General features: G+C 40.0%; 19 protein-coding genes. 16 read left to right on the top strand and 3 right to left on the bottom strand.

Going from position 1 to position 22,155, the window contains the following annotated elements; all coding sequences use genetic code 11:
- Positions 1-88: 88 nt before the first annotated feature.
- The 7 genes from BHF69_RS10405 (at position 89) to BHF69_RS10375 (ending at position 6,557) form a co-directional block, all read left to right on the top strand.
- Positions 89-499 carry a Fur family transcriptional regulator gene (locus tag BHF69_RS10405; protein WP_075671292.1) on the top strand — a complete coding sequence of 137 codons (411 nt, stop codon included), beginning with the start codon at positions 89-91 and terminating at the stop codon, positions 497-499.
- A 16-nt stretch (positions 500-515) separates the two neighbouring features.
- Positions 516-1,481 carry a metal ABC transporter substrate-binding protein gene (locus tag BHF69_RS10400; RefSeq protein ID WP_075671291.1) on the top strand — a complete coding sequence of 322 codons (966 nt, stop codon included), beginning with the start codon at positions 516-518 and terminating at the stop codon, positions 1,479-1,481.
- Positions 1,482-2,192, top strand: coding sequence for a metal ABC transporter ATP-binding protein (locus BHF69_RS10395; protein WP_075671290.1), 711 nt, complete (start codon positions 1,482-1,484; stop codon positions 2,190-2,192).
- Positions 2,185-3,009, top strand: coding sequence for a metal ABC transporter permease (locus tag BHF69_RS10390; protein ID WP_075671289.1), 825 nt, complete (start codon positions 2,185-2,187; stop codon positions 3,007-3,009). The genes BHF69_RS10395 and BHF69_RS10390 overlap by 8 nt, the downstream gene beginning before the upstream one ends.
- Positions 3,010-3,072: 63 nt before the next feature.
- The gene (locus tag BHF69_RS10385) at positions 3,073-3,843 is read left to right on the top strand and encodes a NifB/NifX family molybdenum-iron cluster-binding protein (RefSeq protein WP_075671288.1); all 771 of its coding nucleotides are present in this window, start codon (positions 3,073-3,075) and stop codon (positions 3,841-3,843) included.
- A gap of 443 nt (positions 3,844-4,286) precedes the next feature.
- Entirely contained in the window at positions 4,287-6,179 is a 1,893-nt protein-coding gene (locus tag BHF69_RS10380) for an OPT family oligopeptide transporter (RefSeq protein WP_075671840.1), read from the top strand.
- Between the two features lie 6 nt (positions 6,180-6,185).
- Entirely contained in the window at positions 6,186-6,557 is a 372-nt protein-coding gene (locus BHF69_RS10375) for a PqqD family protein (RefSeq protein ID WP_075671287.1), read from the top strand.
- Between the two features lie 236 nt (positions 6,558-6,793).
- On the opposite strand, the gene BHF69_RS14180 is transcribed toward BHF69_RS10375, so the two are convergent.
- The gene (locus BHF69_RS14180; protein WP_158022539.1) at positions 6,794-6,955 is read right to left on the bottom strand and encodes a hypothetical protein; all 162 of its coding nucleotides are present in this window, start codon (positions 6,953-6,955) and stop codon (positions 6,794-6,796) included.
- 491 nt (positions 6,956-7,446) lie between these two features.
- Here BHF69_RS14180 and trpS point away from each other — a divergent pair, with 491 nt between their 5' ends.
- Positions 7,447-8,529, top strand: coding sequence for a tryptophan--tRNA ligase (trpS, locus tag BHF69_RS10370; protein WP_075671285.1), 1,083 nt, complete (start codon positions 7,447-7,449; stop codon positions 8,527-8,529).
- Positions 8,530-8,618: 89 nt separating this feature from the next.
- On the opposite strand, the gene BHF69_RS10365 is transcribed toward trpS, so the two are convergent.
- Positions 8,619-9,641 (bottom strand): LacI family DNA-binding transcriptional regulator, encoded by a 1,023-nt coding sequence (locus BHF69_RS10365; RefSeq protein ID WP_075671283.1) that lies wholly within the window; start codon positions 9,639-9,641, stop codon positions 8,619-8,621.
- Between the two features lie 344 nt (positions 9,642-9,985).
- Here BHF69_RS10365 and BHF69_RS10360 point away from each other — a divergent pair, with 344 nt between their 5' ends.
- The 5 genes from BHF69_RS10360 to BHF69_RS10340 are packed head-to-tail and all read left to right on the top strand — an operon-like array spanning position 9,986 to position 17,448.
- A complete protein-coding gene (locus BHF69_RS10360) occupies positions 9,986-12,142 on the top strand; it encodes a PTS transporter subunit IIBC (RefSeq protein WP_075671281.1) in 2,157 nt (718 codons plus the stop codon).
- A 26-nt stretch (positions 12,143-12,168) separates the two neighbouring features.
- Entirely contained in the window at positions 12,169-13,014 is an 846-nt protein-coding gene (locus BHF69_RS10355; protein ID WP_075671279.1) for an endonuclease/exonuclease/phosphatase family protein, read from the top strand.
- A 10-nt stretch (positions 13,015-13,024) separates the two neighbouring features.
- Positions 13,025-14,518 carry a 4-alpha-glucanotransferase gene (gene malQ / locus BHF69_RS10350; protein ID WP_075671277.1) on the top strand — a complete coding sequence of 498 codons (1,494 nt, stop codon included), beginning with the start codon at positions 13,025-13,027 and terminating at the stop codon, positions 14,516-14,518.
- Between the two features lie 37 nt (positions 14,519-14,555).
- A complete protein-coding gene (glgB, locus tag BHF69_RS10345) occupies positions 14,556-16,532 on the top strand; it encodes a 1,4-alpha-glucan branching protein GlgB (RefSeq protein ID WP_242946153.1) in 1,977 nt (658 codons plus the stop codon).
- Entirely contained in the window at positions 16,507-17,448 is a 942-nt protein-coding gene (locus BHF69_RS10340) for an ROK family glucokinase (RefSeq protein ID WP_075671273.1), read from the top strand. The genes glgB and BHF69_RS10340 overlap by 26 nt, the downstream gene beginning before the upstream one ends.
- An 82-nt stretch (positions 17,449-17,530) precedes the next feature.
- Here BHF69_RS10340 and BHF69_RS10335 read toward each other — a convergent pair whose 3' ends face one another.
- The gene (locus BHF69_RS10335) at positions 17,531-18,439 is read right to left on the bottom strand and encodes a putative ABC transporter permease (RefSeq protein ID WP_075671271.1); all 909 of its coding nucleotides are present in this window, start codon (positions 18,437-18,439) and stop codon (positions 17,531-17,533) included.
- A 156-nt stretch (positions 18,440-18,595) separates the two neighbouring features.
- Between BHF69_RS10335 and BHF69_RS10330 the strand changes: the two genes are divergently transcribed.
- The 3 genes from BHF69_RS10330 to BHF69_RS10320 all read left to right on the top strand — a co-directional run bounded on the left by BHF69_RS10330 (position 18,596) and on the right by BHF69_RS10320 (position 22,108).
- Positions 18,596-20,038, top strand: a complete 1,443-nt coding sequence (locus BHF69_RS10330) for an aminoacyl-histidine dipeptidase (protein ID WP_075671269.1) — start codon at positions 18,596-18,598, stop codon at positions 20,036-20,038.
- Between the two features lie 19 nt (positions 20,039-20,057).
- On the top strand, positions 20,058-20,804 hold the full coding sequence (locus tag BHF69_RS10325) for an SDR family NAD(P)-dependent oxidoreductase (protein ID WP_075671267.1): 747 nt from the start codon (positions 20,058-20,060) through the stop codon (positions 20,802-20,804).
- A 338-nt stretch (positions 20,805-21,142) separates the two neighbouring features.
- A complete protein-coding gene (locus BHF69_RS10320; RefSeq protein ID WP_075671265.1) occupies positions 21,143-22,108 on the top strand; it encodes a sugar-binding transcriptional regulator in 966 nt (321 codons plus the stop codon).
- Positions 22,109-22,155 lie beyond the last annotated feature (47 nt).

Raw genomic sequence — 22,155 nt, 5'->3', positions numbered from 1 at the left:
AATGGTTTGCAAATTTATTGACATTTCTTTTTTTTCACATTATAATAGCCAAAGTGTATACAAAAGGTAGGAATATCAGGGAGAAAATATGGGAAGAAAAGAATATAAGACAAAAAGCAGAAAACTGATTTTGCAATATTTAATAGAGGAAAAAGAACATACCGTAAGTATTTCTGATATATTGGATTTTTTGAAGGAACAGGAAGAACTGGTGAATGTCAGCACCATCTATCGCTATCTGGATAAGCTTGTTTCAGAAGGAAAGGTGATGAAATACCAGAATGAAGAGGGGAAGAAAGCGGTCTTTCAATATATCGAAGAGGAGAACACCTGTCATCAACATTTACATATGCAATGTGTGAAATGTGGACGGGTCATTCATCTGAATTGTGGATTTATGGAGGAAATCAAAGCGCATATGATGGAGCACCATCGGTTTCGTCTGCAATGCCATAATTCCATTCTGTATGGTATATGCAGTGAGTGTGAAGAAAAGTAAGAGTAGGAGTTGGATCATGAAAAAGAGAATAGTATTTTTCATTAGCATTTTATTGCTTCTTACCAGTGTTTTTTCTGGATGCAGCAAAGAGGAGACAACAAAAGATTCTGATAAAATCAAAATTGTGGCTACAGATTTTGCACCTTATGATTTTGCAAGAAATGTAGCTGGAGATGCGGCACAGGTGAGTATGCTGCTGTCGCCTGGAGAAGAGGCTCATTCCTTTGAGCCAACGCCGAAGGAGATGATACAGATTCAGGAATGTGATGTCTTTGTCTATACCGGCGGAGAATCCGATGAATGGGTATCAGATGTATTAAAAGATCTCGACAGTGATGTTACCGTCGTAAAGCTGATGGACTGTGTAGAGCTGTATGAAGAAGAGACAGTAGAAGGTATGGAGGGAGAAGGACATGATCATGAAGAGGAAGAGCATGCCCATGAGGATCATGCCGAGTACGATGAGCATGTATGGACAGCTCCGGCCAATGCCATAAAGATTACAAGAGCTTTGTGTGAGACCTTTAAAAAGGCAGATCAGATGCACCAAGAGGAATATGAAAAGAATGCAGATGCTTATACGAAAAAGCTTCAGGAGCTGGATCAGGCATTCTGGGATGTTGTAAATCATGCCAAGCGAAAGACACTGATTTTCGGCGATCGGTTTCCGCTTCGTTACTTTGTGGAGGAATATGGACTGGACTATTATGCCGCTTTTCCAGGATGTGCTTCGGATACGGAACCAAGTGCCAAGACAGTGGCATTTCTAATTGATAAAGTAAAGGAAGAGGAGATTCCGGTGGTGCTGCATGTGGAGCTTTCCAATCAGGATATGGCAGACACCATCTGTGAAGATACAGGAGCAGTCAAACGGCAGTTTAACGCCTGTCATAATATTTCAAAGGAACAGTTTGAGGATGGAGTCGGATATCTGGATCTGATGTGGGAGAATGTAGAAGTCTTAAAGGAGGCATTGAATTAAATGGCTTTCATTGAATGTAAAAATGCTGCATTTGGATATGAGGGAAAGGCAGCAGTTGATCAGTTGAATTTTAAAGTAGAAGAAGGAAATTATCTTTGTATTGTTGGGGAGAATGGATCAGGAAAAAGCACATTGATGAAGGGAATTCTTGGCCTGATATCCCCGATGGAGGGAGAATTGATCCTTTCCGATGGGTTAAAGAAGAATGAAATCGGTTATCTGCCACAGCAAAGTGAAGTACAGAAGAACTTCCCAGCCAGTGTTTATGAAGTAGTTATTTCTGGAAGGCTGAATCGTCTGGGCGGACGGATCTTCTTTGGGAAGAAGGATAAGCGGGCAGCTCTTGAGAAGATGGAAATGATGGGAATTTTGGATCTGAAGAATCAAAGCTATCAGGAATTGTCTGGAGGACAACGGCAGAGAGTGTTACTGGCAAGAGCTCTTTGTGCAACACAAAAGGTACTTCTGCTGGATGAACCGGTGACTGGATTGGATCCGGCAACGACCAGAGAGATGTATCGTTGTATTCGGGAACTTAACAAGAAGCATGGGATCGCAGTCATCATGATTTCCCATGATATTGATATGGCGGTGCAGGAGGCGACACATATTCTGCAGCTGGCTGAGACACAGGTATTCTTTGGAACGACACAGGAATATGAGCGATCCAAGGTTGGAAAAGTATGGATGGGAGGGGAAGACGATGATTAGTGTATTACAGGAAATGTTATCATATCCTTTTCTGACCAGAGCACTTCTGGTTGGATTTTTGGTATCTTTGTGTGCGGCTCTTTTAGGAGTCAGTCTGGTATTAAAACGCTATTCTATGATTGGGGATGGACTTTCCCATGTAGGATTTGGAACGCTTTCTGTGGCTACGGCTTTAGGAGTGGCACCATTAAAACTTACCATACCTGTAGTAGTGGCAGCTGCCTTTTTGCTTTTGCAGCTTAGTGAAAGTGCAAAAATTAAAGGGGATTCAGCCATCGCCATGATTTCCAGTGGTGCCCTTGCCATTGGAGTTATGACTGTATCCATGACCACGGGCATGAATATGGAAGTGTATAATTATATGTTCGGAAGCATCTTATCGGTTAGCACAGAGGATGCCAGATTAAGTGTGGTGTTAAGCATTGCAGTGCTCATCTTATTCCTGATTTTTTACAATCGGATTTTTGCTATTACCTTTGATGAGACATTTGCAAAGGCGACAGGAACAAAGGTGAAGATCTATAATATGATCATCGCTCTTTTAACAGCGATTACTATCGTGCTTGGGATGCGGATGATGGGTGCGATGCTTATATCCAGTCTGATTATTTTCCCGGCATTGACATCCATGCAGGTATTTAAGAAATTTTTATCTGTGGTGATCAGTGCGGCGGTGTTGTCCGTAGGCTGCTTTCTTACGGGTATGATATTTTCTTATGTATACAGCACACCATCAGGTGCTACAGTTGTGTGCATCAATATTATCATGTTTGTAGTGTTTACGATTGTTGGAAAACTGATGCATGGGACAAAATAGACAATATTATTGACATATGCCAATAATAAAACTATAATAATGACATAAGGAGCGGAGGTATCTATGGCAAGACCGAGAAAAGGACGACGTGTATGTCGCATGCCGTTAAACAGAGAATTTTATTCAAATGGGAGAGAAGCAGCAGAACATAAGATTCTTTTGACCGTGGATGAATATGAAACCATCCGCCTTATGGACTATTGCGGCTATACCCAGGCAGAGTGTGCGAAGCAAATGCAGGTGGGACGGGCAACGGTTCAGACCATATATACGGAAGCGAGAAAGAAAGTAGCCCGATTCCTGGTGGAAGGAATGCCGATTCAGATTGCAGGCGGGGATTATGAGCTGTGTATGCAGGATTGCCTGGCGGGACAAAGCATCAGCCAACCATCTTGTCCACCAAGGAATGGAGAAGGAGGAAATCATAGAATGAAGATTGCAGTAACACATGAGAATGGACAAGTATTTCAGCATTTTGGTCATACGAAAGAATTTAAAGTATATGAAGTAGAAGATGGAAAGATTGTTTCTTCTGAAATTGTAGATACCAATGGACAGGGACATGGCGCACTGGCAGGCCTTCTGGCAGATGAGGATATTAAAGTGCTGATCTGTGGTGGCATTGGCGGCGGAGCAAGAAATGCACTGGCGCAGGCTGGTATCGAATTATATCCAGGTGCTGTAGGAGATGCAGACGAACAGGTGGCATCTTTTATTCAGGGGAAATTGGTGTATGATCCTAATACCATGTGTAACCATCATTCCCATGCAGAAGGAGAAGCTTGTGGGGAACATGGACACCACAAGGGTGGATGTGGACATAGCTGTCATTAAGAAAATGAGAATCGTGGAACGAACCGGAATCCGGACGGCTCCACGGTTTTTTTGTTGCATAAGAAATTCCTGAAATTTCTTATCCAACAAAAACCTCCAGAGGATGCACATTTATCCGCTTTGTTGATAATTTTTTCACAATAAATCCCCTTTCTGGCTTGTATATTTTGTTGAATTAGTGTATAATATTAGATTGAATTCTGTAATTCAAAAGCAGTTCCATATTGGAGGCTTCATGCCTCCACAAAATCATTTTTATCTGGCTATTACTTTCAATTCAATTTGGTGTATAACAATCTTTTTCCTAAAATTAGAATGCTTCATGTAAGATTTGCACTTGAAAAGAGAAATGTGATATTCAGTAAAAATTATAGTAACTCTGTGGCATAGGCCGCAAAAAAATGAATAAAGGAAATGGTGAAAAAAGAAAAGGAGAAGAAGAAATGAAAGATAACAATGATTTTAAGCCGTATATTCCTGCGGAAAAAATTACACCAGAATTCACTATTACGTCTATTATCATGGGGGTTGTTTTAGCAGTAGTCTTCGGAGCAGCGAATGCTTATCTGGGACTTCGCGTCGGTATGACTGTTTCTGCTTCTATTCCAGCAGCAGTTATTTCCATGGGAGTTATTCGTGTACTCATGAAGAAAAACTCTATTCTGGAAAGTAATATGGTACAGACGATCGGTTCTGCCGGTGAATCATTGGCAGCCGGAGCTATTTTTACAATGCCAGCACTGTTTTTATGGGCAGAGGAAGGTCTTTGTGACATGCCTAGTCTCTTAGAAATTACTCTGATCGCTCTTTGTGGTGGTATTCTTGGGGTTCTTTTTATGATTCCATTGCGTAATGCTTTGATTGTAAAAGAACATGCAAATCTGCTTTATCCAGAAGGTACTGCATGTGCAGAAGTTCTTCTTGCGGGAGAAGAAGGAGGAGCGAATGCATCCACTGTATTTTCCGGTATGGGATTTGCAGCTATTTTCAAATTCCTTGTTGACGGTATCAAAGTGATTCCTGCAGATGTATGTGCAGCATTCCGTTCCTTTAAAGGTGAAATTGGTATGGAAGTATATCCAGCACTTGTCAGTGTTGGTTATATCGTTGGACCAAAGATCGCATCTTATATGTTCGTAGGTTCTTTGGTTGGATGGATGGTTATTATCCCTCTGATCTGTCTGTTTGGAGCTAATATCTCTTTATATCCAGCAGCAGAAGGTGTTACGGTCGCTCAGCTTTATGCTGGAGGTGGAGCAGCAGCAATTTGGTCTACGTATGTAAAATACATCGGTGCAGGTGCCATTGCTACTGGAGGTATCATCTCCCTAATCAAATCTCTGCCATTGATCATTACAACTTTCCGTGACTCCTTAAAGAGCATGAAGGGTGGCAAGAATACAAGTACAGCACGTACCGCTCAGGATTTACCAATAAATATCGTACTTCTTGGTATCGCGCTGATGATCGTTATCATCTGGCTCGTACCTGCAATTCCAGTTAACATTCTGGGTGCTATGATCATCGTAGTATTCGGTTTCTTCTTTGCAACCGTATCTTCTCGTATGGTAGGGCTGATCGGAAGTTCTAATAACCCAGTATCTGGTATGGCGATTGCTACGTTGTTAATTGCTACGATTGTGATCAAATCCACCGGTGACACAGGTATCACAGGTATGACAGGTGCTATCGCAATTGGATCTGTCATCTGTATTATAGCAGCTATCGCAGGTGATACTTCTCAGGACTTAAAGACTGGTTATTTACTTGGTGCAACACCTAAGAAACAGCAGATCGGTGAGTTGATCGGTGTTATTGCAGCGGCTCTTGCAATTGGTGGAGTATTATATCTTCTGAATGCAGCATGGGGATATGGCGGAGCAGAAGTTCCAGCACCACAGGCAACATTAATGAAGATGATCGTAGAAGGTATCATGGGCGGAAATCTTCCATGGAACCTGGTATTCATTGGTGTATTCCTTGCACTTGGTCTTGAAATCTTACAGGTGCCTGTAATGCCATTTGCAATCGGTTTATATCTGCCAATTTACTTAAATGCTACAATCATGATCGGTGGTGTAGTACGTCTTGTTATGGATGGACGTAAGAAAGTATCTGACAAAGTGAAAGAAGAACAGGCAACCAACGGAACCTTATTCTCAGCTGGTATGATCGCTGGAGAAGGTCTGGTAGGTATTGCGCTTGCCCTTCTGACTGTTGCAGGTATCAACATGGATCTTTCCGGAAAAGTATTCCTTGGAAATATCGGTGGTGTAATCCTGATGGCAGTGATGATCTTATGCTTAGTGAAGTTCTCTTTTAGAAAGAAGAAATAATCAACAATGAGACGTAGAAAAGAAGAGCCGCAGATAAATTATCTGGATCTGATTCCTGAGAGATCTCCAGAGATTCGATGGAGTACAGATTTTAAAAAACGGGTCGTATTAGAGATTGAAAATACAGGTTTGTTTAATCGGATAGCACAAAAGGTATTTGGAAAACCGCGCTATACAAAGGTACATCTGGATGCTCAGGGAACCCATCTTTGGCCATTGATCGATGGCAAAAAGACGGTTATGGAACTGGCTGCTTTGCAGAAGGAGCGTTTTGGAGAAGAAGCAGAGCCTTTATATCCGCGAATTGTAAAGTATTTTCAGATTTTGGAAAGTTATCAGTTTATCCGCTTTGTGAATAAACCTGAGAAAAATAATTAGTGAAAAGTGATCGAATCGATCCTTTTCTCGATATGATTTTGGTTATCCCGGTGGTTTGAAGGGTCCTGTCGTTTGAAAGGAGCACTTCAAGCATCGGGATATTTTATTGTCTATATAATACGGGTTTTGAGGACTAAATGAAGAAGAAAATTTCTCCTCCTGCGCCTAGGATGCCAGAACGTAAGAACAACCAAAGCTGTCTGGATTTACCCCGAGCCAAACCCTAATCCGCTCCGCTAGTCGGGCTTGGCATGGCACAAGACGAACTGCCTTCCTTTTTTCCATAACAGTTGGAAAGGTAAGTAAACTTCCCTACCAACTGTCCTATGGAAAACAGTCATCTTCGATGCCTGAAGCAGTTCTGGTGATAGAATCCAGCCAACAGGTTGTTCTAACATTCCGCATATGTCGCTTTCGGAGAAGTTTTCTTCTTTGCCACACTCCGTTTCTCCACACGAATATGGGAGAAGCCAATATACTACAAAGAACGAAACCATTCCGGTAAAGCAATCTGCGAAGGAGCTTACATGTTTTCTCAGGCAGAAAATCTTTGGCAAAAGCGATGCTTTTGGTCGTCCATAAGGACAAATGGCTGGAAGCTTGCTTACATAGCCATTTGTCCCTGGACGAGAGATAAGATTTTCGTCTGTCTTGGTGTAGAACAAGAGAAAACATGTATCAGATTTGGAAGCTCCGTAGCCTGATTGCTGACCGGAATGATTTCGTTCTCACACATTATCCCATAGTCAAAGAAACTTGCATTTTACGGAAAACCATTCTTATGATATAATATTTTTTAAGACTAATATATTTTAATATGTTTATAAATATAGAAAATGCCAGAGTCGGAAAAAGTATTATGGCATTCTAATTAGGAGGAAAATATACAATGGGAAAGATTATTTTAACGGGGGACCGTCCAACAGGAAGACTGCATGTAGGACATTATGTGGGCTCTTTAAAAAGAAGAGTAGAATTGCAGAACTCAGGTGAGTTTGATGATATATATATTATGATCGCAGACGCCCAGGCACTTACGGATAATGCCGATAATCCAGAGAAGATCCGTCAGAATATCATTGAAGTAGCACTGGATTATTTATCTTGTGGATTGGATCCTGAGAAATCTACGTTATTCATTCAATCTCAGATACCAGAGTTGACAGAACTGACATTTTATTATATGAATCTGGTAACCGTATCCCGTCTTCAGAGAAATCCAACGGTGAAGTCTGAGATTCAGATGAGAAACTTTGAAGCAAGTATTCCGGTAGGATTCTTTACGTATCCGATCAGTCAGGCATCTGATATTACTGCATTTAAAGCAACCACTGTACCAGTAGGAGAGGACCAGTTGCCGATGTTAGAGCAGACCAAGGAAATCGTGCGTAAGTTTAATTCTGTGTATGGAAAGACTTTAGTGGAACCAGAAATCCTGCTTCCAGATAATGAAGCCTGCCTAAGATTACCTGGAATTGATGGTAAAGCGAAGATGAGTAAATCCTTAGGAAACTGTATCTATCTGGCGGAAGACGAAAAAGAAGTACAGAAGAAGGTTATGAGTATGTATACGGATCCAAATCATATCCGCGTACAGGATCCTGGACAGGTAGAAGGAAATACGGTATTTACATATCTGGATGCATTTTGTAAAGATGAGCATTTTGCAGAATATCTTCCAGAATATGCAAATCTGGATGAATTAAAAGAGCATTATACTCGTGGCGGTCTGGGAGATGTGAAGGTAAAACGCTTCCTGAATGCAGTGCTCCAAGAAGAACTTGCACCGATCAGAGCCAGAAGAAAAGAGTATGAGAAGGACATTGCGTATGTATACGATATTTTAAAGGCTGGAAGTGAGAAAGCGCAGAAGACAGCGGCTAAGACACTGGAAGAAGTAAAGGCCGCTATGAAGATCAACTATTTTGAAGATGAAGCTTTGATTCAACAGCATATCAAAAAGTATCAGTAGCATTTGACAAATTCATAAAGAACAGAAAAAGCAGATAAACTCGGTAGTATTTGGAGTGTTATCTGCTTTTTTGTCTATGTATAGAATCACTATTTTGTTGGATAAGGAGCGCAGCTCATACGTTCCACCATAAAGTGAGGAACGATGATTTTTGTAGCCAGAAGATCTGGGTTTTCTATATGATTAATGATTTGCGATGCGGCCTCGATTCCCAATTGTCTGGAATTCACATCGATGGATGTAAGCTGCGGGGTGGTAAGCTTCGCAAATAGTGAGTTATTAAAAGAGACAATGGATAAATCCTCAGGGATTTTCAAATGTAATGAGTAAGCAGTTTTTTCTAATACCATGGCAAAGATATCATCGCTGACGACAAGGGCAGTAGGTCGGTCTTCCATGGAAAGAAGGTGGGATAATTCTTCTACCTGTTCCTTTGGAATAGAAGCCAATTCAATGCAATAATCCTGTCGGAGAGGAATGTTATTTTCTGTTAGTGCCAATATATAGCCAGATTTGCGGTCAGAAGAGAAAATGCGACTTTTCTCACTTCCCAGATATCCAATTTTTTTATGCCCAAGGTTGAGTAAGTAATTGGTCGCCTCTTTGGCTGCCAGAATGTTGTCATTATCAATATAAATGGTTTCGTTGGTGTATTTTTCAGCTTTGCCAACCAGTACAAACAGGATTCCTTCTTCATATAGGAAGTCTATGATGGGATCTTCTTTGTGAGAATATAGCAGGATTACACCATCCAGACGATTTTCTTTTGACATATGTTTTATGGCATTTAATAATTCTTCGTGAGTGGATCCGGTAATCAGAGTAGATGCGTAATGTTTCTGATTACAAAATAAACTAATGCCTCTCATGGTTTCTAAATAAAAAGAGTTTTCATAAGTATCTGATTGGGATGCTGGAAGAATAATGCCAATCGTTTTTGTATTTTGAACAGAGAGATTCGAATTATTTGGTTCGTATCCTAATTGTTGCATAGCTTTGCGTACTTTTTCCTTTGTTTGTGCGCTGATGGACGGGTGATCAGAGCATGTTCTGGATACAGTAGAAGGAGAAACACCAGCGAGTTTTGCAACTTCTTTAATTGTAACGTTCATAAAATGCCTCCATTTATCGTGTATATTAATAGAAATGTCTTTATCTCGTTGGAGAAGACTCACATTTCTAAAGTGGTGAATGTTATTTAGATTAAAATTATTATAAAAAAATTGATTGGAAAAGTCAACACAATATGTTTATGCAAAATTGCATTATTTCTTGCGCTGATAGTTCGGAAAAGAATGAAAAGTTGCATAAAAATAACTTCGAAACATTGGTAAAAATGTAGAAAATAACGAAAAAATATAGAAACAGGTTGAAGAAGAGCAGGAGAAGTAGTATATTTAATGCAAAGATAACGCAAATATAATGCAAAAACGCAAACGAATTTAGGAGGGTTAAAATGAAAGAAAGAAAAATTTTAGCTCCGGTCAAAGGAAAGGTTATTCCATTAGAACAAGTGCCGGATGAAGTCTTTGCACAAAAAGTATTAGGTGATGGTGTTGGTATTATACCGGAAGAAGGAAAGATTTATAGTCCGGTAGATGGTAAAATCACTACGATTACAGATACACTTCATGCCTATGGTTTTGAGACAGAGGATGGAATTCAAATGATCGTCCATTTCGGACTGGAGACAGTATCTTTAAAGGGAAAAGGATTTACCTCAAAAGTAAAGGTTGGAGACAAAGTAAAAGCGGGGGATCTGATCGCAGAGGTTGATTTAGAGTATCTCAAGAAACAGAATGTAGAAACGATCACACCTGTTATTGTATGTAGCGGTATTAATACGGAAGATATGATCTTTGAATATGGAGAGATTGGAGCAAAAGATGTTTTGATCCGTTCCAAAGCGAAGGTGGAGGCGCCGAAAGTAGAACAGGGCAAATCAACTGCAGCGGAACCGAAAAAAGCAAAAAAGAAATTCCCAATTAATTTTGACTTTTTACAGAAACTTGGAAAGGTATTAATGACCGTTATTGCAGTAATGCCAGCGGCCGGATTGATGATCAGTGTTGGAAACCTGATTGTAATCGTAGGCGGTGATGTTTCTTTTGTAAATACAGTTGGTACTACTATTGCAGAAATTGGTTGGGCAATTATTAGCAATTTGCATATCTTATTTGCTGCTGCTATCGGTGGTTCCTGGGCGAAAGAACGAGCAGGTGGTGCTTTTGCTGCAGTGATCGCATTTTGTTTGATCAATGTTATTACAGGTGCAGTTTTGGGTGTTAATTCTGCTATGTTAGCAGATCCGAATGCAGTCACTCATACATTATTTGGGCAGGAAATCCTGGTTGCAGATTACTTTGTCAATATTTTAGGAAAACCAGCCCTGAATATGGGTGTATTTGTAGGTATTATTTCTGGTTTTGTCGGAGCCAATGCATTTAATAAATATTACAATTTCCGAAAATTGCCGGATGCATTATCCTTCTTTAATGGAAAACGTTTTGTACCGTTGGTAGTAATTTTTTATTCAGCAGTAACCGCAATTATTTTAAGTGCAGTATGGCCAGTAGTACAGACAGGAATCAATAACTTTGGTATCTGGATCGCTAATTCTTCAGATACTTCACCGATTTTAGCACCATTTGTATATGGCACACTGGAACGTCTGCTTCTGCCATTTGGTCTGCATCATATGCTGACGATTCCAATGAACTATACTTCTTTTGGTGGTACTTATACAATTTTAACTGGTACAAGTGCCGGTACACAGGTGTTTGGACAGGATCCACTTTGGCTTGCATGGGTAACAGATTTGATCAATTTAAAAGGCGCTGGCAATATGGCAGCTTATCAGGAATTGCTAACAACTGTAACTCCAGCTCGTTTTAAAGTAGGTCAGATGATTGGTGCGACAGGACTCTTATTAGGAGTTGCACTTGCGATGTATCGTAGAGTAGAGCCAGATAGAAAGCCAAAGTATAAATCCATGTTTATCTCTATTGTAGCAGCAGTATTTTTAACAGGTGTAACAGAGCCGGTAGAATTCATGTTTATGTTTGCAGCACTCCCATTATATATTGTTTATGCAATATTACAAGGATGCGCATTTGCTATGGCTGGTATTATTCACTTAAGATTGCATTCTTTTGGAAATCTGGAATTTATCACACGTATTCCAATGTCTCTAAAAGCAGGACTTTCCGGAGATATTATTAATTTTGTAATCTGTGTAGTTGTATTCTTTGTGATTGGATATGCCGTTGCATATTTCATGATTGGCAAATTTAATTTTGCGACACCGGGACGTCTGGGTAATTATACAGATGAAAACGAAGAAGAAGAAGGAAATACTTCTTCTGGCGGTGGAATGGGCAATGATAAAGCAGAAAAGATTATTGCATTGTTAGGTGGTCGTGAGAATATTGAATTAGTAGATGCCTGCATGACCCGATTGCGTGTAACAGTAAAAGATGTGGAAAAGGTGGCAGATCTGGATGCGTGGAAAGCAGAGGGAGCTATGGGACTTGTGAAAAAGGACAATGGCATTCAGGCAATCTATGGGCCAAAGGCAGATATTATCAAATCCGATATCAATGATATTTTATAACAGCTAAGAAGTCAGGAGTGCGATCAATGAAAGCATTAACAATGAATATACATAGTCATTCAAGAAAACAGGAGAAAGAAAAGTACCATCGTAATATAGACCTCTTTGCCAAATATATTATAGAACAGGAAATTGATGTTATTGCGATTCAGGAGAGCAGTCAGACTCACACAGCACCAAAGGTATCAAAGGAGCTTTTAGGCTCCTTTGTATCCTGTTATGAAGATACAGTGATCAAAGAGGATAACTGTACTTTTCTGATTTCAAGAAAGTTAGAGGAAATGGGCGTGAAGCATAGCTTTACGTGGTGCTGTGCAAAGCTTGGATATGATCAATACGATGAGGGGTTATCTGTTATCAGCAGGTATCCCGTATTAGAAGCAGAGGAATTTTATATTTCCAGTTTGCAGGATTTTTATAATTGGAAGACACGAAAAATGATTGGGGTTAAGCTGTTGATAGAAGATGAGCCGGTATGGGTGTATTCCGTTCACATGGGATGGTGGAAGGATGAAGACGAATCTTTTGTGCCACAGATGGATAGAATCCAGGAAATACTTTCCGAAAAGAAGGAAAATATTTTTTTGATGGGAGATTTTAACAGTCAAGCAGATGTTCGTGGTGAAGGGTACGATTATGTTAAGAGTTTAGGGTGGATAGACACTTATGAAATTGCGGAAAAAAGAGATGATGGAATTACAGTCCCAGGAACTATTGATGGTTGGGAAGATGGAGAGAATGTCGGAATGAGAATTGATTATATATGGTCTCGTAAGAAAGTTCATGTAGTATCTTCCCAGGTTGTTTTTTCTGGTGAAAAAGAGTCGGTAATTTCTGATCATTTTGGGATTAAAATAGAGATAAAAGAATAGGAGGAGAACAATTATGCGAGCAAGTGGTGTGTTACTTTCCATTAGCAGTCTTCCATCCAGATATGGAATAGGGTGTTTTTCAGCAGAAGCATATGAATTTGTGGATCAATTGAAAGAAGCGGGACAGAAGTATTGGCAGATTCTCCCTTTGGGACCGATCGGATTTGGTGATTCTCCATATCAGTCCTTTTCTACGTTTGCCGGAAATCCGTATTATATTGATCTGGATCGGCTGGTTTCCTATGGCTGGTTGACCAGGGAAGAGTGTGAAGCAGTTGACTTTGGACAAGAGGAGCAGTTTGTTGCGTATGGAAAGTTATATGAAGGCAGATACGGGCTTTTGCAAAAAGCCTACTCAAGAAGTCATATGATTCAGAATGAGGAGTTTAAACAATTTTTAGAAATAGAAAAAGAGTGGCTGGAAGACTATGCATTGTTTATGGCATTAAAAAATCAGCATAATGGCAGAGCATGGAGTGAATGGGAAGAGGATTTGAAGCTTCGAGATCCGAAGGCATTGGATAGGAAGAAAGAGGAACTGAAGGAGGATATTTTATTCTATCAGTTTATGCAGTTTGAATTCCGCAGACAATGGAAGGATTTGAAAGCGTATGCCAATAAACAGGGAATCAAGATTATTGGAGATATTCCAATTTATGTATCCTTTGATAGTGCAGATGCATGGGCGAATAAAGAGCTGTTTCAGTTTGATGAAGAGGGAAGACCAGTTGCAGTGGCTGGCTGTCCGCCGGATGGATTTTCTGCAACTGGACAGTTGTGGGGAAATCCTCTCTATCATTGGGATTATCACAAAGAAACGGATTATGAATGGTGGATGAAACGTCTGGCGTTTTGCTTTTCTATGTATGATACGGTTCGGATTGATCATTTTCGTGGATTTGATGAATATTATTCCATTCCATATGGAGCCCAAACAGCGGTTGATGGACATTGGGAACAGGGACCTGGTATTGGATTATTCCAAAAGGCATTAGAATTATTTAAGGATAAAGAAATCATTGCAGAAGATCTGGGTTATGTAACGGATACCGTGCGTAAGCTGGTAAACGATACTGGTTATCCTGGTATGAAAGTGCTGGAATTTGCTTTTGATTCCAGAGATTCTGGAAGTGCAGCAGATTATCTTCCTCATAACTATGGGAAGAACAGTGTTGTATATACAGGAACGCATGATAATGAAACGGTCATTGGATGGTTTTGTGAGGGACTAAAAGAAGAAGAAAAAGAAATGGTACGTGATTATCTGTGTGACCATTTTACTCCAGATGATCAGATGCATCTCCCTATGGTTTGTGCAGCGATGAGAAGTGTATCTAAGCTTTGTGTGATTCCAATGCAGGATCTTCTTGGTTATGGAAATGAGGCAAGAATGAATACACCTTCTACTACTGGGACAAACTGGAGATGGAGATTAAAAAAAGGAGAGTTTTCTGATGAGTTAATCGGGAAATTATGTTCTATTACAAAGCGTTATGGAAGATAGGCAGGTGAGAGAAGTGGCTGATGTAAATGAATTTAAAATGACAGAATTAGATCAATATTTGTTTGGGCAGGGACGACATTATAATATTTATAAAAAGTTAGGATCTCATATCGCAGAAATGGATGGAGAGACAGGAGTCTTTTTTTCAGTCTGGGCACCAAATGCGAGATATGTTAGTGTAGTAGGAGAATTCAATGGATGGAACCGAGAGGCACATCCGATGGAAAAGAAGGATCCACTAGGCATCTGGGAAGTGTTTATCCCAGGGTTAGAAGAAGGCGTGCTTTATAAATATTGTGTTTGTAATTGTCATGGCTATGATGTATTAAAGGCAGATCCTTTCGGCACAAGCTGTGAGATGCGACCAGGCAATGCATCCAAAGTGGCTTCGATTCAGGGATTTGACTGGAAAGATGAAACATGGATGGCTGAAAGGGCGAAAAAGGATATGACAAAAGAGCCGATGTTCATCTATGAAGTACATCCAGGATCTTGGATGAAGCATCCATTTTCTTATGAAAATCCACAGGGATTTTATAATTATAAAGAATTTGCCCATTCTCTCACCGATTATGTATTGGAAATGGGATATACTCATGTGGAGTTGATTGGAATTGCAGAACATCCATTTGATGGCTCCTGGGGATATCAGGTAACCAACTATTACGCACCAACTTCACGCCATGGAAGTCCTAAGGATTTTATGTATCTGGTGGATTATCTTCATGAACATGGCATTGGAGTGATCTTAGATTGGGTACCGGCACATTTTCCAAAGGATGCCCACGGATTGGCAGAGTTCGATGGAACCTGTTTATATGAATATGCAGATTATCAAAAAGGCAATCATCCACAATGGGGAACAAAGATTTTCGATTATGGTAAAAATGAAGTTCGGAACTTTCTAATTGCCAATGCCTTTTACTGGCTCCGAGAATATCATATTGATGGACTTAGGGTAGATGCGGTTGCTTCTATGCTGTATCTGGATTTTTGTCGTGAACCTGGACAGTGGAAGCCAAATCATCTTGGGGACAATCGTAATCTGGAAGCCATTGAATTTATCAAGCATTTGAATTCGATTATTTCAAAAGATGGAAGTGGAGCAATGATTATTGCAGAAGAATCAACGGCATGGCCGAAAATTACAGGAAAAGCCGAGGATGGAGGGCTTGGGTTCTCCTTTAAATGGAATATGGGATGGATGAATGATTTCCTGGAATATATGAAGATGGATCCCATTTATCGGCAATATCATCATAATAAGATGAACTTTAGTATGATGTACGCATATAAAGAAAATTATATTTTGGTACTTTCTCATGATGAAGTTGTGCATTTGAAAAAATCAATGATTGGCAAAATGCCGGATTGGGATAAATTTGGCAATCTAAAGGCAGCGTACACATATATGACAGGGCATCCTGGAAAGAAGCTGCTATTTATGGGACAGGACTTTGGACAAGGAAGAGAGTGGAGCGAAGAAAGAGAGTTGGATTGGTACTTGCTACAATATGATCTTCATCGAAATTTGCAGTCCTATATGAAAGAATTGCTTCACCTCTATCGGGAGCACCCATGTATGTATGAGCTGGATTGTAAAGAAGAAGGATTTACGTGGGTCAATGCCGATGACAATACAAGAAGTATTTTTAGTTTTGAAAGGCATTCGGAGGACGGAAAAGATCATCTGCTATTTGTCTGCAATTTTACACCAGTGGCATATACAGACTATCGTGTTGGGGCATATAAAGATACGGAATATGAATTGGTTTTAAATAGTGATGATCAAAAATACAGTGGAAGTGGAATGAATATGGAAAAATCCATTTATCGGACAGAAAAAATTTCTGCAGACCGACATGAGTATTCCTTTGCATATCCATTGCCTGCGTATGGTGCAGCAGTATTTAAATTTCAAAAGCCGATAGAGAAGAAGAAAAAGAAACAAGAAAAGAAAATTGATAAAAAGAAGGAGTCAGGAAAAGATGAAGCAATACGCGTTCGGGATTGATGTTGGCGGCACAACAATTAAAGCAGGCTTATTTAACATTACAGGAAGCTTGATTGAAAAATGGGAGATTCCTACCAGAACAGAAGATAGTGGCGCAAATATTTTAGATGATATTGCAGATACTATTCTGAATAAAATGCAGGAACAATCCATTACTCAAGATGTAGTATTGGGAATAGGAATTGGGATTCCAGGTCCAGTAGATGAAAAAGGAATTGTGCGTGGATGTGTGAATCTGGGCTGGAAAGATGTTGAATTAGAATATGAATTAAGAAATAAGACTGGATTGGTCGTCAGGGCGGGCAATGATGCCAATGTGGCAGCTCTTGGTGAATGCTGGAAGGGTGCGGCCCAAGGAGCCAAAAATAGTGTGATGGTAACACTTGGGACTGGTGTCGGTGGCGGCATGGTCATCGGTGGCAAAGTTCTTCCAGGTGTGCATGGTGCCAGCGGCGAAATCGGACATATCAAAATTTCAGATACAGAAACAGAAGCGTGCAATTGCGGCAACACAGGTTGTCTGGAACAGTTTACTTCTGCTACAGGGATTGTTCGTATGACCAAAAAGGAATTAAAAGAAAGCGATCTTCCATCTCTCTTGAGAGAAAAAGAAAACATCACGGCAAAGGATGTATTAGATGCAGCAAAAGCAGGCGATAAGCTGGCAGAGAAAATCTTAGAGGATACAGGCGATAAGCTTGGGAAAGCATTGTCTTATATTTCCTGTGTTTGTGACCCAGAGGTATTTGTCATAGGAGGCGGTGTATCCAAAGCGGGAGAAATCCTGCGCGCTTCTATTGAAGCTGGTTATCAAAAATATGCATTTCATGCATGTAAAGAAACAAAAGTCGTTTTGGCAACACTGGGAAATGACGCTGGAATTTATGGAAGCGTAAAATTATTATTGAATGAGTAACGGCATTCAATGCAATAAGGTAAATTGATTTATAGTATGGAAGTATGTATAAAAGGGAGCATGTTGCTCCCTTTTTACATGCCTATTTTCTTTTTAACCGATCTTTTAATATCTTTGTTTCTTTCTTTAAAGTCGTAAACTTTGCACCGGGATTTTGTAAAAGCGGTCGGGAAGCAGGAAGCAGCATGCGCTCTCTGATTTTTTCCATCCGGCTTTTCAAATCATAAATTTCTTTTTCTATCATCCATTCAAAATTGGCCAGCTGTTCTTCGGTCTGGATAAGCTGTTCATTTAATGCAGTCTGCATCTCGTTTTTCTTATCTTCCAGCTGATCATTCCAATAATTCTGGATATAGTCGATGCGTGCATTCATAATAGTCATTCGATCCTCCACATTTGCCTTGAGTAGATCTTTTTGGAGTTCCAGTCGATCTCCAAGCTCCAGACAGATTTTTTCTGCCTGAATGATCAAAGCACGTAAATCCATAGCCTGGCGGAATGCGTTGGTGAAATCATAAACCATGAAGACCGTAATGAAAAAGGTAATGGCCATAACAAGGTCGTTGTTTAGGCTGAGAATAAAGTCAGCCACTGGTTCATGTACAACGTAAACCATCAGAAGGCTTAGAAAGCCCCAGGCGATGGTAGATGATAGGCAGATATGACCATGAAGCTGTATTTTACGGTTACTGTAATCCCAATAGCGTACTTTGAATAAGGATACCATAGCAGTTCCGACCACATATTCCAGAAGAGTGGCAGCTAGCGCTCCGATCAGATAGACTAGGCGCCAGTCCTGCTGAAATGGCAGAGTGATAAAAAGGACGCAGATGGCACCGCTTCCGTATAGAGGAAGCCAGGGCCCCTTCATAAAACCACGATTGATGAATTTATGGCTTTTTAAGGAGACATAGGTGGATTCAAAGCACCATCCGAAGAAACAGTAAAAATAAAAAAATGATAACCATTGATGAAAATGATAATAATACATAAAATGCTCCTCTCGTTTCCAATATTATATATGGAAAGTACAGAAAAAGATAGTAAATTTTTATTCATTTAAAAATTGTGTAAATCGGGTTATAATAGAAAGAAAAGGCAGATAGAAAGTCTGCGATTGAATTTATTCATATTAGGAGGATGTCATATGGGTGTTTTATCACATTTAGAACCAAAAGAAGTATTTCATTATTTTGAGGAGATCTGTCAGATTCCTCATCCATCTTACAAGGAAGAAAAAATCAGCGATTATTGTATGAAATTTGCTAAGGACCATGGGCTTACTGCTTATCAGGACGAACAGAAGAATGTAATCATGATAAAAGAAGCAACAAAAGGTTATGAGGACAAAGAGACGGTTGTTCTTCAGGGGCATTTGGATATGGTCTGTCAGAAGACACCGGATTATGAGATTGATTTTCTCAATGATCCATTAGAATTGGAAATCGATGGAGATTATGTTCAGGCGAAAGGAACAACTCTTGGAGGAGATGATGGGATTGCTGTAGCATATGGTCTGGCGCTGCTGGCATCTAATACGATTCCTCATCCAAGACTGGAAGTGATCTTGACAACAGGAGAGGAAGTTGGACTAATCGGTGCAACGGGAATTGATGTTTCTATGTGTAAAGGGCGCAGAATGATCAATCTGGATTCTGAGGATGAAGGAGTCTTTTTAGCTGGATGTGCGGGTGGTGCTTCTGTGGCAGTTTCTCTTCCGGTACAGAGAGCTGAGATGGAAGGACAACTTTGTGAGATTACTGTGACAGGACTGATCGGTGGACATTCTGGAACAGAAATCAACAAAGGAAGAGCCAATTCCAATGTGCTTTTGGGGATAACGTTGGATCATCTGGCACAGCAGTGTGGAATTTCCCTGGTTTCCTTTGCTGGTGGAGATAAGGATAATGCGATTCCAAGAGAGACCAAAGCAGAAATCCTAATACAACCAGACGAAAAGCAGGCATTTTATGCAGCTCTGGAAGAATACAACCAGACGATAAAGGCAGCATTTGGACAGTCTGATCCTGGGATCAAAGTGATCGTAGAGGAAAAAGCAGAGGGAACCTATAAGGCTGTAACCCAAGAAGGGTTTGCATCTATTCTTCAGTATTTTAAGGAGATGCCAAATGGTGTTCAGGCTATGAGTAAGGACATAGAGGATCTGGTAGAAACTTCATTGAATATGGGAACTGCATTATTAAAAGATGAGGAAATGTGCATGGGATATGCGGTTCGAAGCTCTGTAGATACAGAGAAGGAAAAGCTGATCGCAAAAATGAGGGAGATCCTTCAGAAATGGAATGGAACAATGAAAGTAAGCGGCCAATATCCGGGATGGCAGTATAATCCGGATTCTAAGCTTCGAGAAGATATGATAGAAGTGTTTGAGAGATTATATGGAAGAAAGCCTGTGGTAGAGGCAATTCATGCTGGTGTGGAATGTGGATTGTTTGCAGAGAAGATGGAAGGCCTGGATTGTGTTTCTATTGGACCGGATATGGATGACATTCATACGACAGAAGAACGGATGTCTATCTCTTCCGTAAAACGTGTGTGGGAGTTCTTATTGGAAGTATTAAAAAAATAAAGAAGAGGTGTTAAGTTCTATGAAGAAAGTTGCATTTATTACCGGAGGAACAGGAGGTCTTGGACTGACTATCGTACAGGATCTTCTGGAAAGGGGATATGAAGTGGTATCGATCTCCAGAGATGCAGCAAGAATAGAAGGAGCAAAAAAGTTGGTGGCATCAGAGAAAGCAGTCTTTCTAAAGGGGGATATTACAACGGAAGAAGCACTGTCGGATGTTTATCATTATCTTCTGGATCGTTACGGATATGTGAATGTGCTGATTAATAATGTAGGAATTATGGCAGGTGGAGGGATTGAGCAGATTACAAAGGAACAGTGGCAGCACATGTTCGATGTGAATGTTCATGTTCCATTTCGAGTAACAAAGAAGCTGCTTCGCCTGATCAAACATGCGGAATATGGATGTGTTGTGAATATCTCTTCCATCGCTTCTAAGATTACCGGAGGCTGTATGGCCTATTCCGCATGCAAGGCTGCAGTGGATATGATGACTCAGTCTCTGGCAAAGGAATTGGCAAAATACTATATTCGGGTAAATTCTGTGAATCCCGGAATGATCAATACGGGATTTCAGGTAAAGAACCAGTTGATCGAACATTTTGAGTATGAGGAATTTCTGGAGGAAACTGCAAAGGAGTATCCAATGGGAATTGGAACGGCAGCAGATGTATCAAAGCTTGTCTGTTATCTGATTTCAGAGGAAGCCCGCTGGATTACTGGAAGTAATTATGTGATTGATGGTGGAAGGTCCGTGAATTTATGAAAAATAAGAAGAAGTCTTTGGAAAATAAAACCAAAGGCTTCTTTTTCTTACAGTGAAAGAAAAGAAAGGATGTAGTATTATTCTCTGCACAGAGATATTGTAAGAATGAAATGAAATTTTACACCATAGATATAGGACAGAACTATACTTTCTCATATTCCCGCTACTTATTTGCACAAATGTATAAATCAAATGTATAAATAACATACTTATACATTTATTCAATAAAAATGTTTGACAATGTAAAAATGACTTGTTACAATAACATTGTAAGGATAAGACATCAAAGAAAACATAAATAATGAAAATGTGTGGACAACAATAGATTGGAGGAGGAAATGAAAAAGATAGTTGATGATTTGAGACTGATTTATAAATGTTGTGATTTATATTATACAGATCAGATGACCCAACAAAGCATTTGCGATTCCTTAGGATTATCTAGAGCCACAGTTTCGAGGATGCTCAAACTTGGACGCGAGCAGGGAATTGTCAGAATCGAAGTGATCAATCCAATTGATTTTGATTACGGTAAGATGGAGAAGGACTTGGAAAGAAAATATGGTTTGAAAGAAGTCATTATCGTAGATAATCAGCCGTTGGATACATATGAGGACAGAATACAGCGATTGAGTGAAGCAAGCTTTGAATATCTTTCACATTTGTTTAAGGATGGGGACACCATTGGATTGGCCATGGGCTATACCTTATATAATGTAGCTAATGTTAAGAAGCAGTATGAGTTTGACAAGCAGTTTTTATTTGTTCCTTTGTTTGGAGGCATCAGCCAGACCAAGATGGGCAAGATTGATGTGCAGGCCAATCAGATTGCAGCCAGCTTTGCACAAAAGTTTGGTGGCAGATATGTTCAATTTTTGGCTCCAGCAGTATTTTCCAATGAAGAAGTTATGAAAGGCTTCCTTCAGGAAAAGTCTGTGAATTATATATATGACTATTTTAAAAAGTTAAATAGTGTAGTCATGGGAATTGGAATTCCTGAGCGAGGCGGTTCTACTATGGTATCAGCTGGATACATTGATGAGAAAAAGCTGGATGAATTTGTAGAGCGAGGAGCGGTTGGTGATATTGCACTTCGGTATTTCAATAAAGAAGGCAATACGGAACCTTTCCGGGAATTTAATGACAAGGTGGCAAGTATTCCACTGGACCAGTTAAAGAAAGTGGAAAACCGCGTAGGAATTGGCGGTGGAGTGGAAAAGGTCAATGCCATCAAAGGAGCGATCCGTGCACAATTTATCAATATTTTGATTACCGATGTGGATTGTGCACAGAAGATGTTATAGTAAGATGTTTAGGAACACAAATCCCTTGGGCCTTTTTAGGATGCGGT

It is taken from the genome of Anaerostipes sp. 992a (assembly GCF_001940245.1).
Taxonomy (GTDB): Bacteria; Bacillota; Clostridia; order Lachnospirales; family Lachnospiraceae; genus Fimousia.
The sequence above is the reverse complement of the archived record's forward strand: the minus strand, read 5'-3'. Positions and strand labels throughout refer to the sequence as shown.

What these genes read in the sequence shown, in the direction of transcription:
- BHF69_RS10390 (WP_075671289.1), top strand. Translation starts at nt 2,185, where the DNA reads ATGATTAGTGTATTACAGGAAATGTTATCATATCCTTTTCTGACCAGA.
- BHF69_RS10360 (WP_075671281.1), top strand. Translation starts at nt 9,986, where the DNA reads ATGAAAGAAAGAAAAATTTTAGCTCCGGTCAAAGGAAAGGTTATTCCA.
- BHF69_RS10330 (WP_075671269.1), top strand. Translation starts at nt 18,596, where the DNA reads ATGGGTGTTTTATCACATTTAGAACCAAAAGAAGTATTTCATTATTTT.
- BHF69_RS10375 (WP_075671287.1), top strand. Translation starts at nt 6,186, where the DNA reads ATGAGACGTAGAAAAGAAGAGCCGCAGATAAATTATCTGGATCTGATT.
- BHF69_RS10395 (WP_075671290.1), top strand. Translation starts at nt 1,482, where the DNA reads ATGGCTTTCATTGAATGTAAAAATGCTGCATTTGGATATGAGGGAAAG.
- BHF69_RS10400 (WP_075671291.1), top strand. Translation starts at nt 516, where the DNA reads ATGAAAAAGAGAATAGTATTTTTCATTAGCATTTTATTGCTTCTTACC.
- BHF69_RS10365 (WP_075671283.1), bottom strand. Translation starts at nt 9,641, where the DNA reads ATGAACGTTACAATTAAAGAAGTTGCAAAACTCGCTGGTGTTTCTCCT.
- trpS (WP_075671285.1), top strand. Translation starts at nt 7,447, where the DNA reads ATGGGAAAGATTATTTTAACGGGGGACCGTCCAACAGGAAGACTGCAT.
- glgB (WP_242946153.1), top strand. Translation starts at nt 14,556, where the DNA reads ATGACAGAATTAGATCAATATTTGTTTGGGCAGGGACGACATTATAAT.
- BHF69_RS10380 (WP_075671840.1), top strand. Translation starts at nt 4,287, where the DNA reads ATGAAAGATAACAATGATTTTAAGCCGTATATTCCTGCGGAAAAAATT.
- BHF69_RS10320 (WP_075671265.1), top strand. Translation starts at nt 21,143, where the DNA reads ATGAAAAAGATAGTTGATGATTTGAGACTGATTTATAAATGTTGTGAT.
- BHF69_RS10385 (WP_075671288.1), top strand. Translation starts at nt 3,073, where the DNA reads ATGGCAAGACCGAGAAAAGGACGACGTGTATGTCGCATGCCGTTAAAC.
- BHF69_RS10325 (WP_075671267.1), top strand. Translation starts at nt 20,058, where the DNA reads ATGAAGAAAGTTGCATTTATTACCGGAGGAACAGGAGGTCTTGGACTG.
- BHF69_RS10340 (WP_075671273.1), top strand. Translation starts at nt 16,507, where the DNA reads ATGAAGCAATACGCGTTCGGGATTGATGTTGGCGGCACAACAATTAAA.
- BHF69_RS10335 (WP_075671271.1), bottom strand. Translation starts at nt 18,439, where the DNA reads ATGTATTATTATCATTTTCATCAATGGTTATCATTTTTTTATTTTTAC.
- BHF69_RS10355 (WP_075671279.1), top strand. Translation starts at nt 12,169, where the DNA reads ATGAAAGCATTAACAATGAATATACATAGTCATTCAAGAAAACAGGAG.
- BHF69_RS14180 (WP_158022539.1), bottom strand. Translation starts at nt 6,955, where the DNA reads ATGTTAGAACAACCTGTTGGCTGGATTCTATCACCAGAACTGCTTCAG.
- BHF69_RS10405 (WP_075671292.1), top strand. Translation starts at nt 89, where the DNA reads ATGGGAAGAAAAGAATATAAGACAAAAAGCAGAAAACTGATTTTGCAA.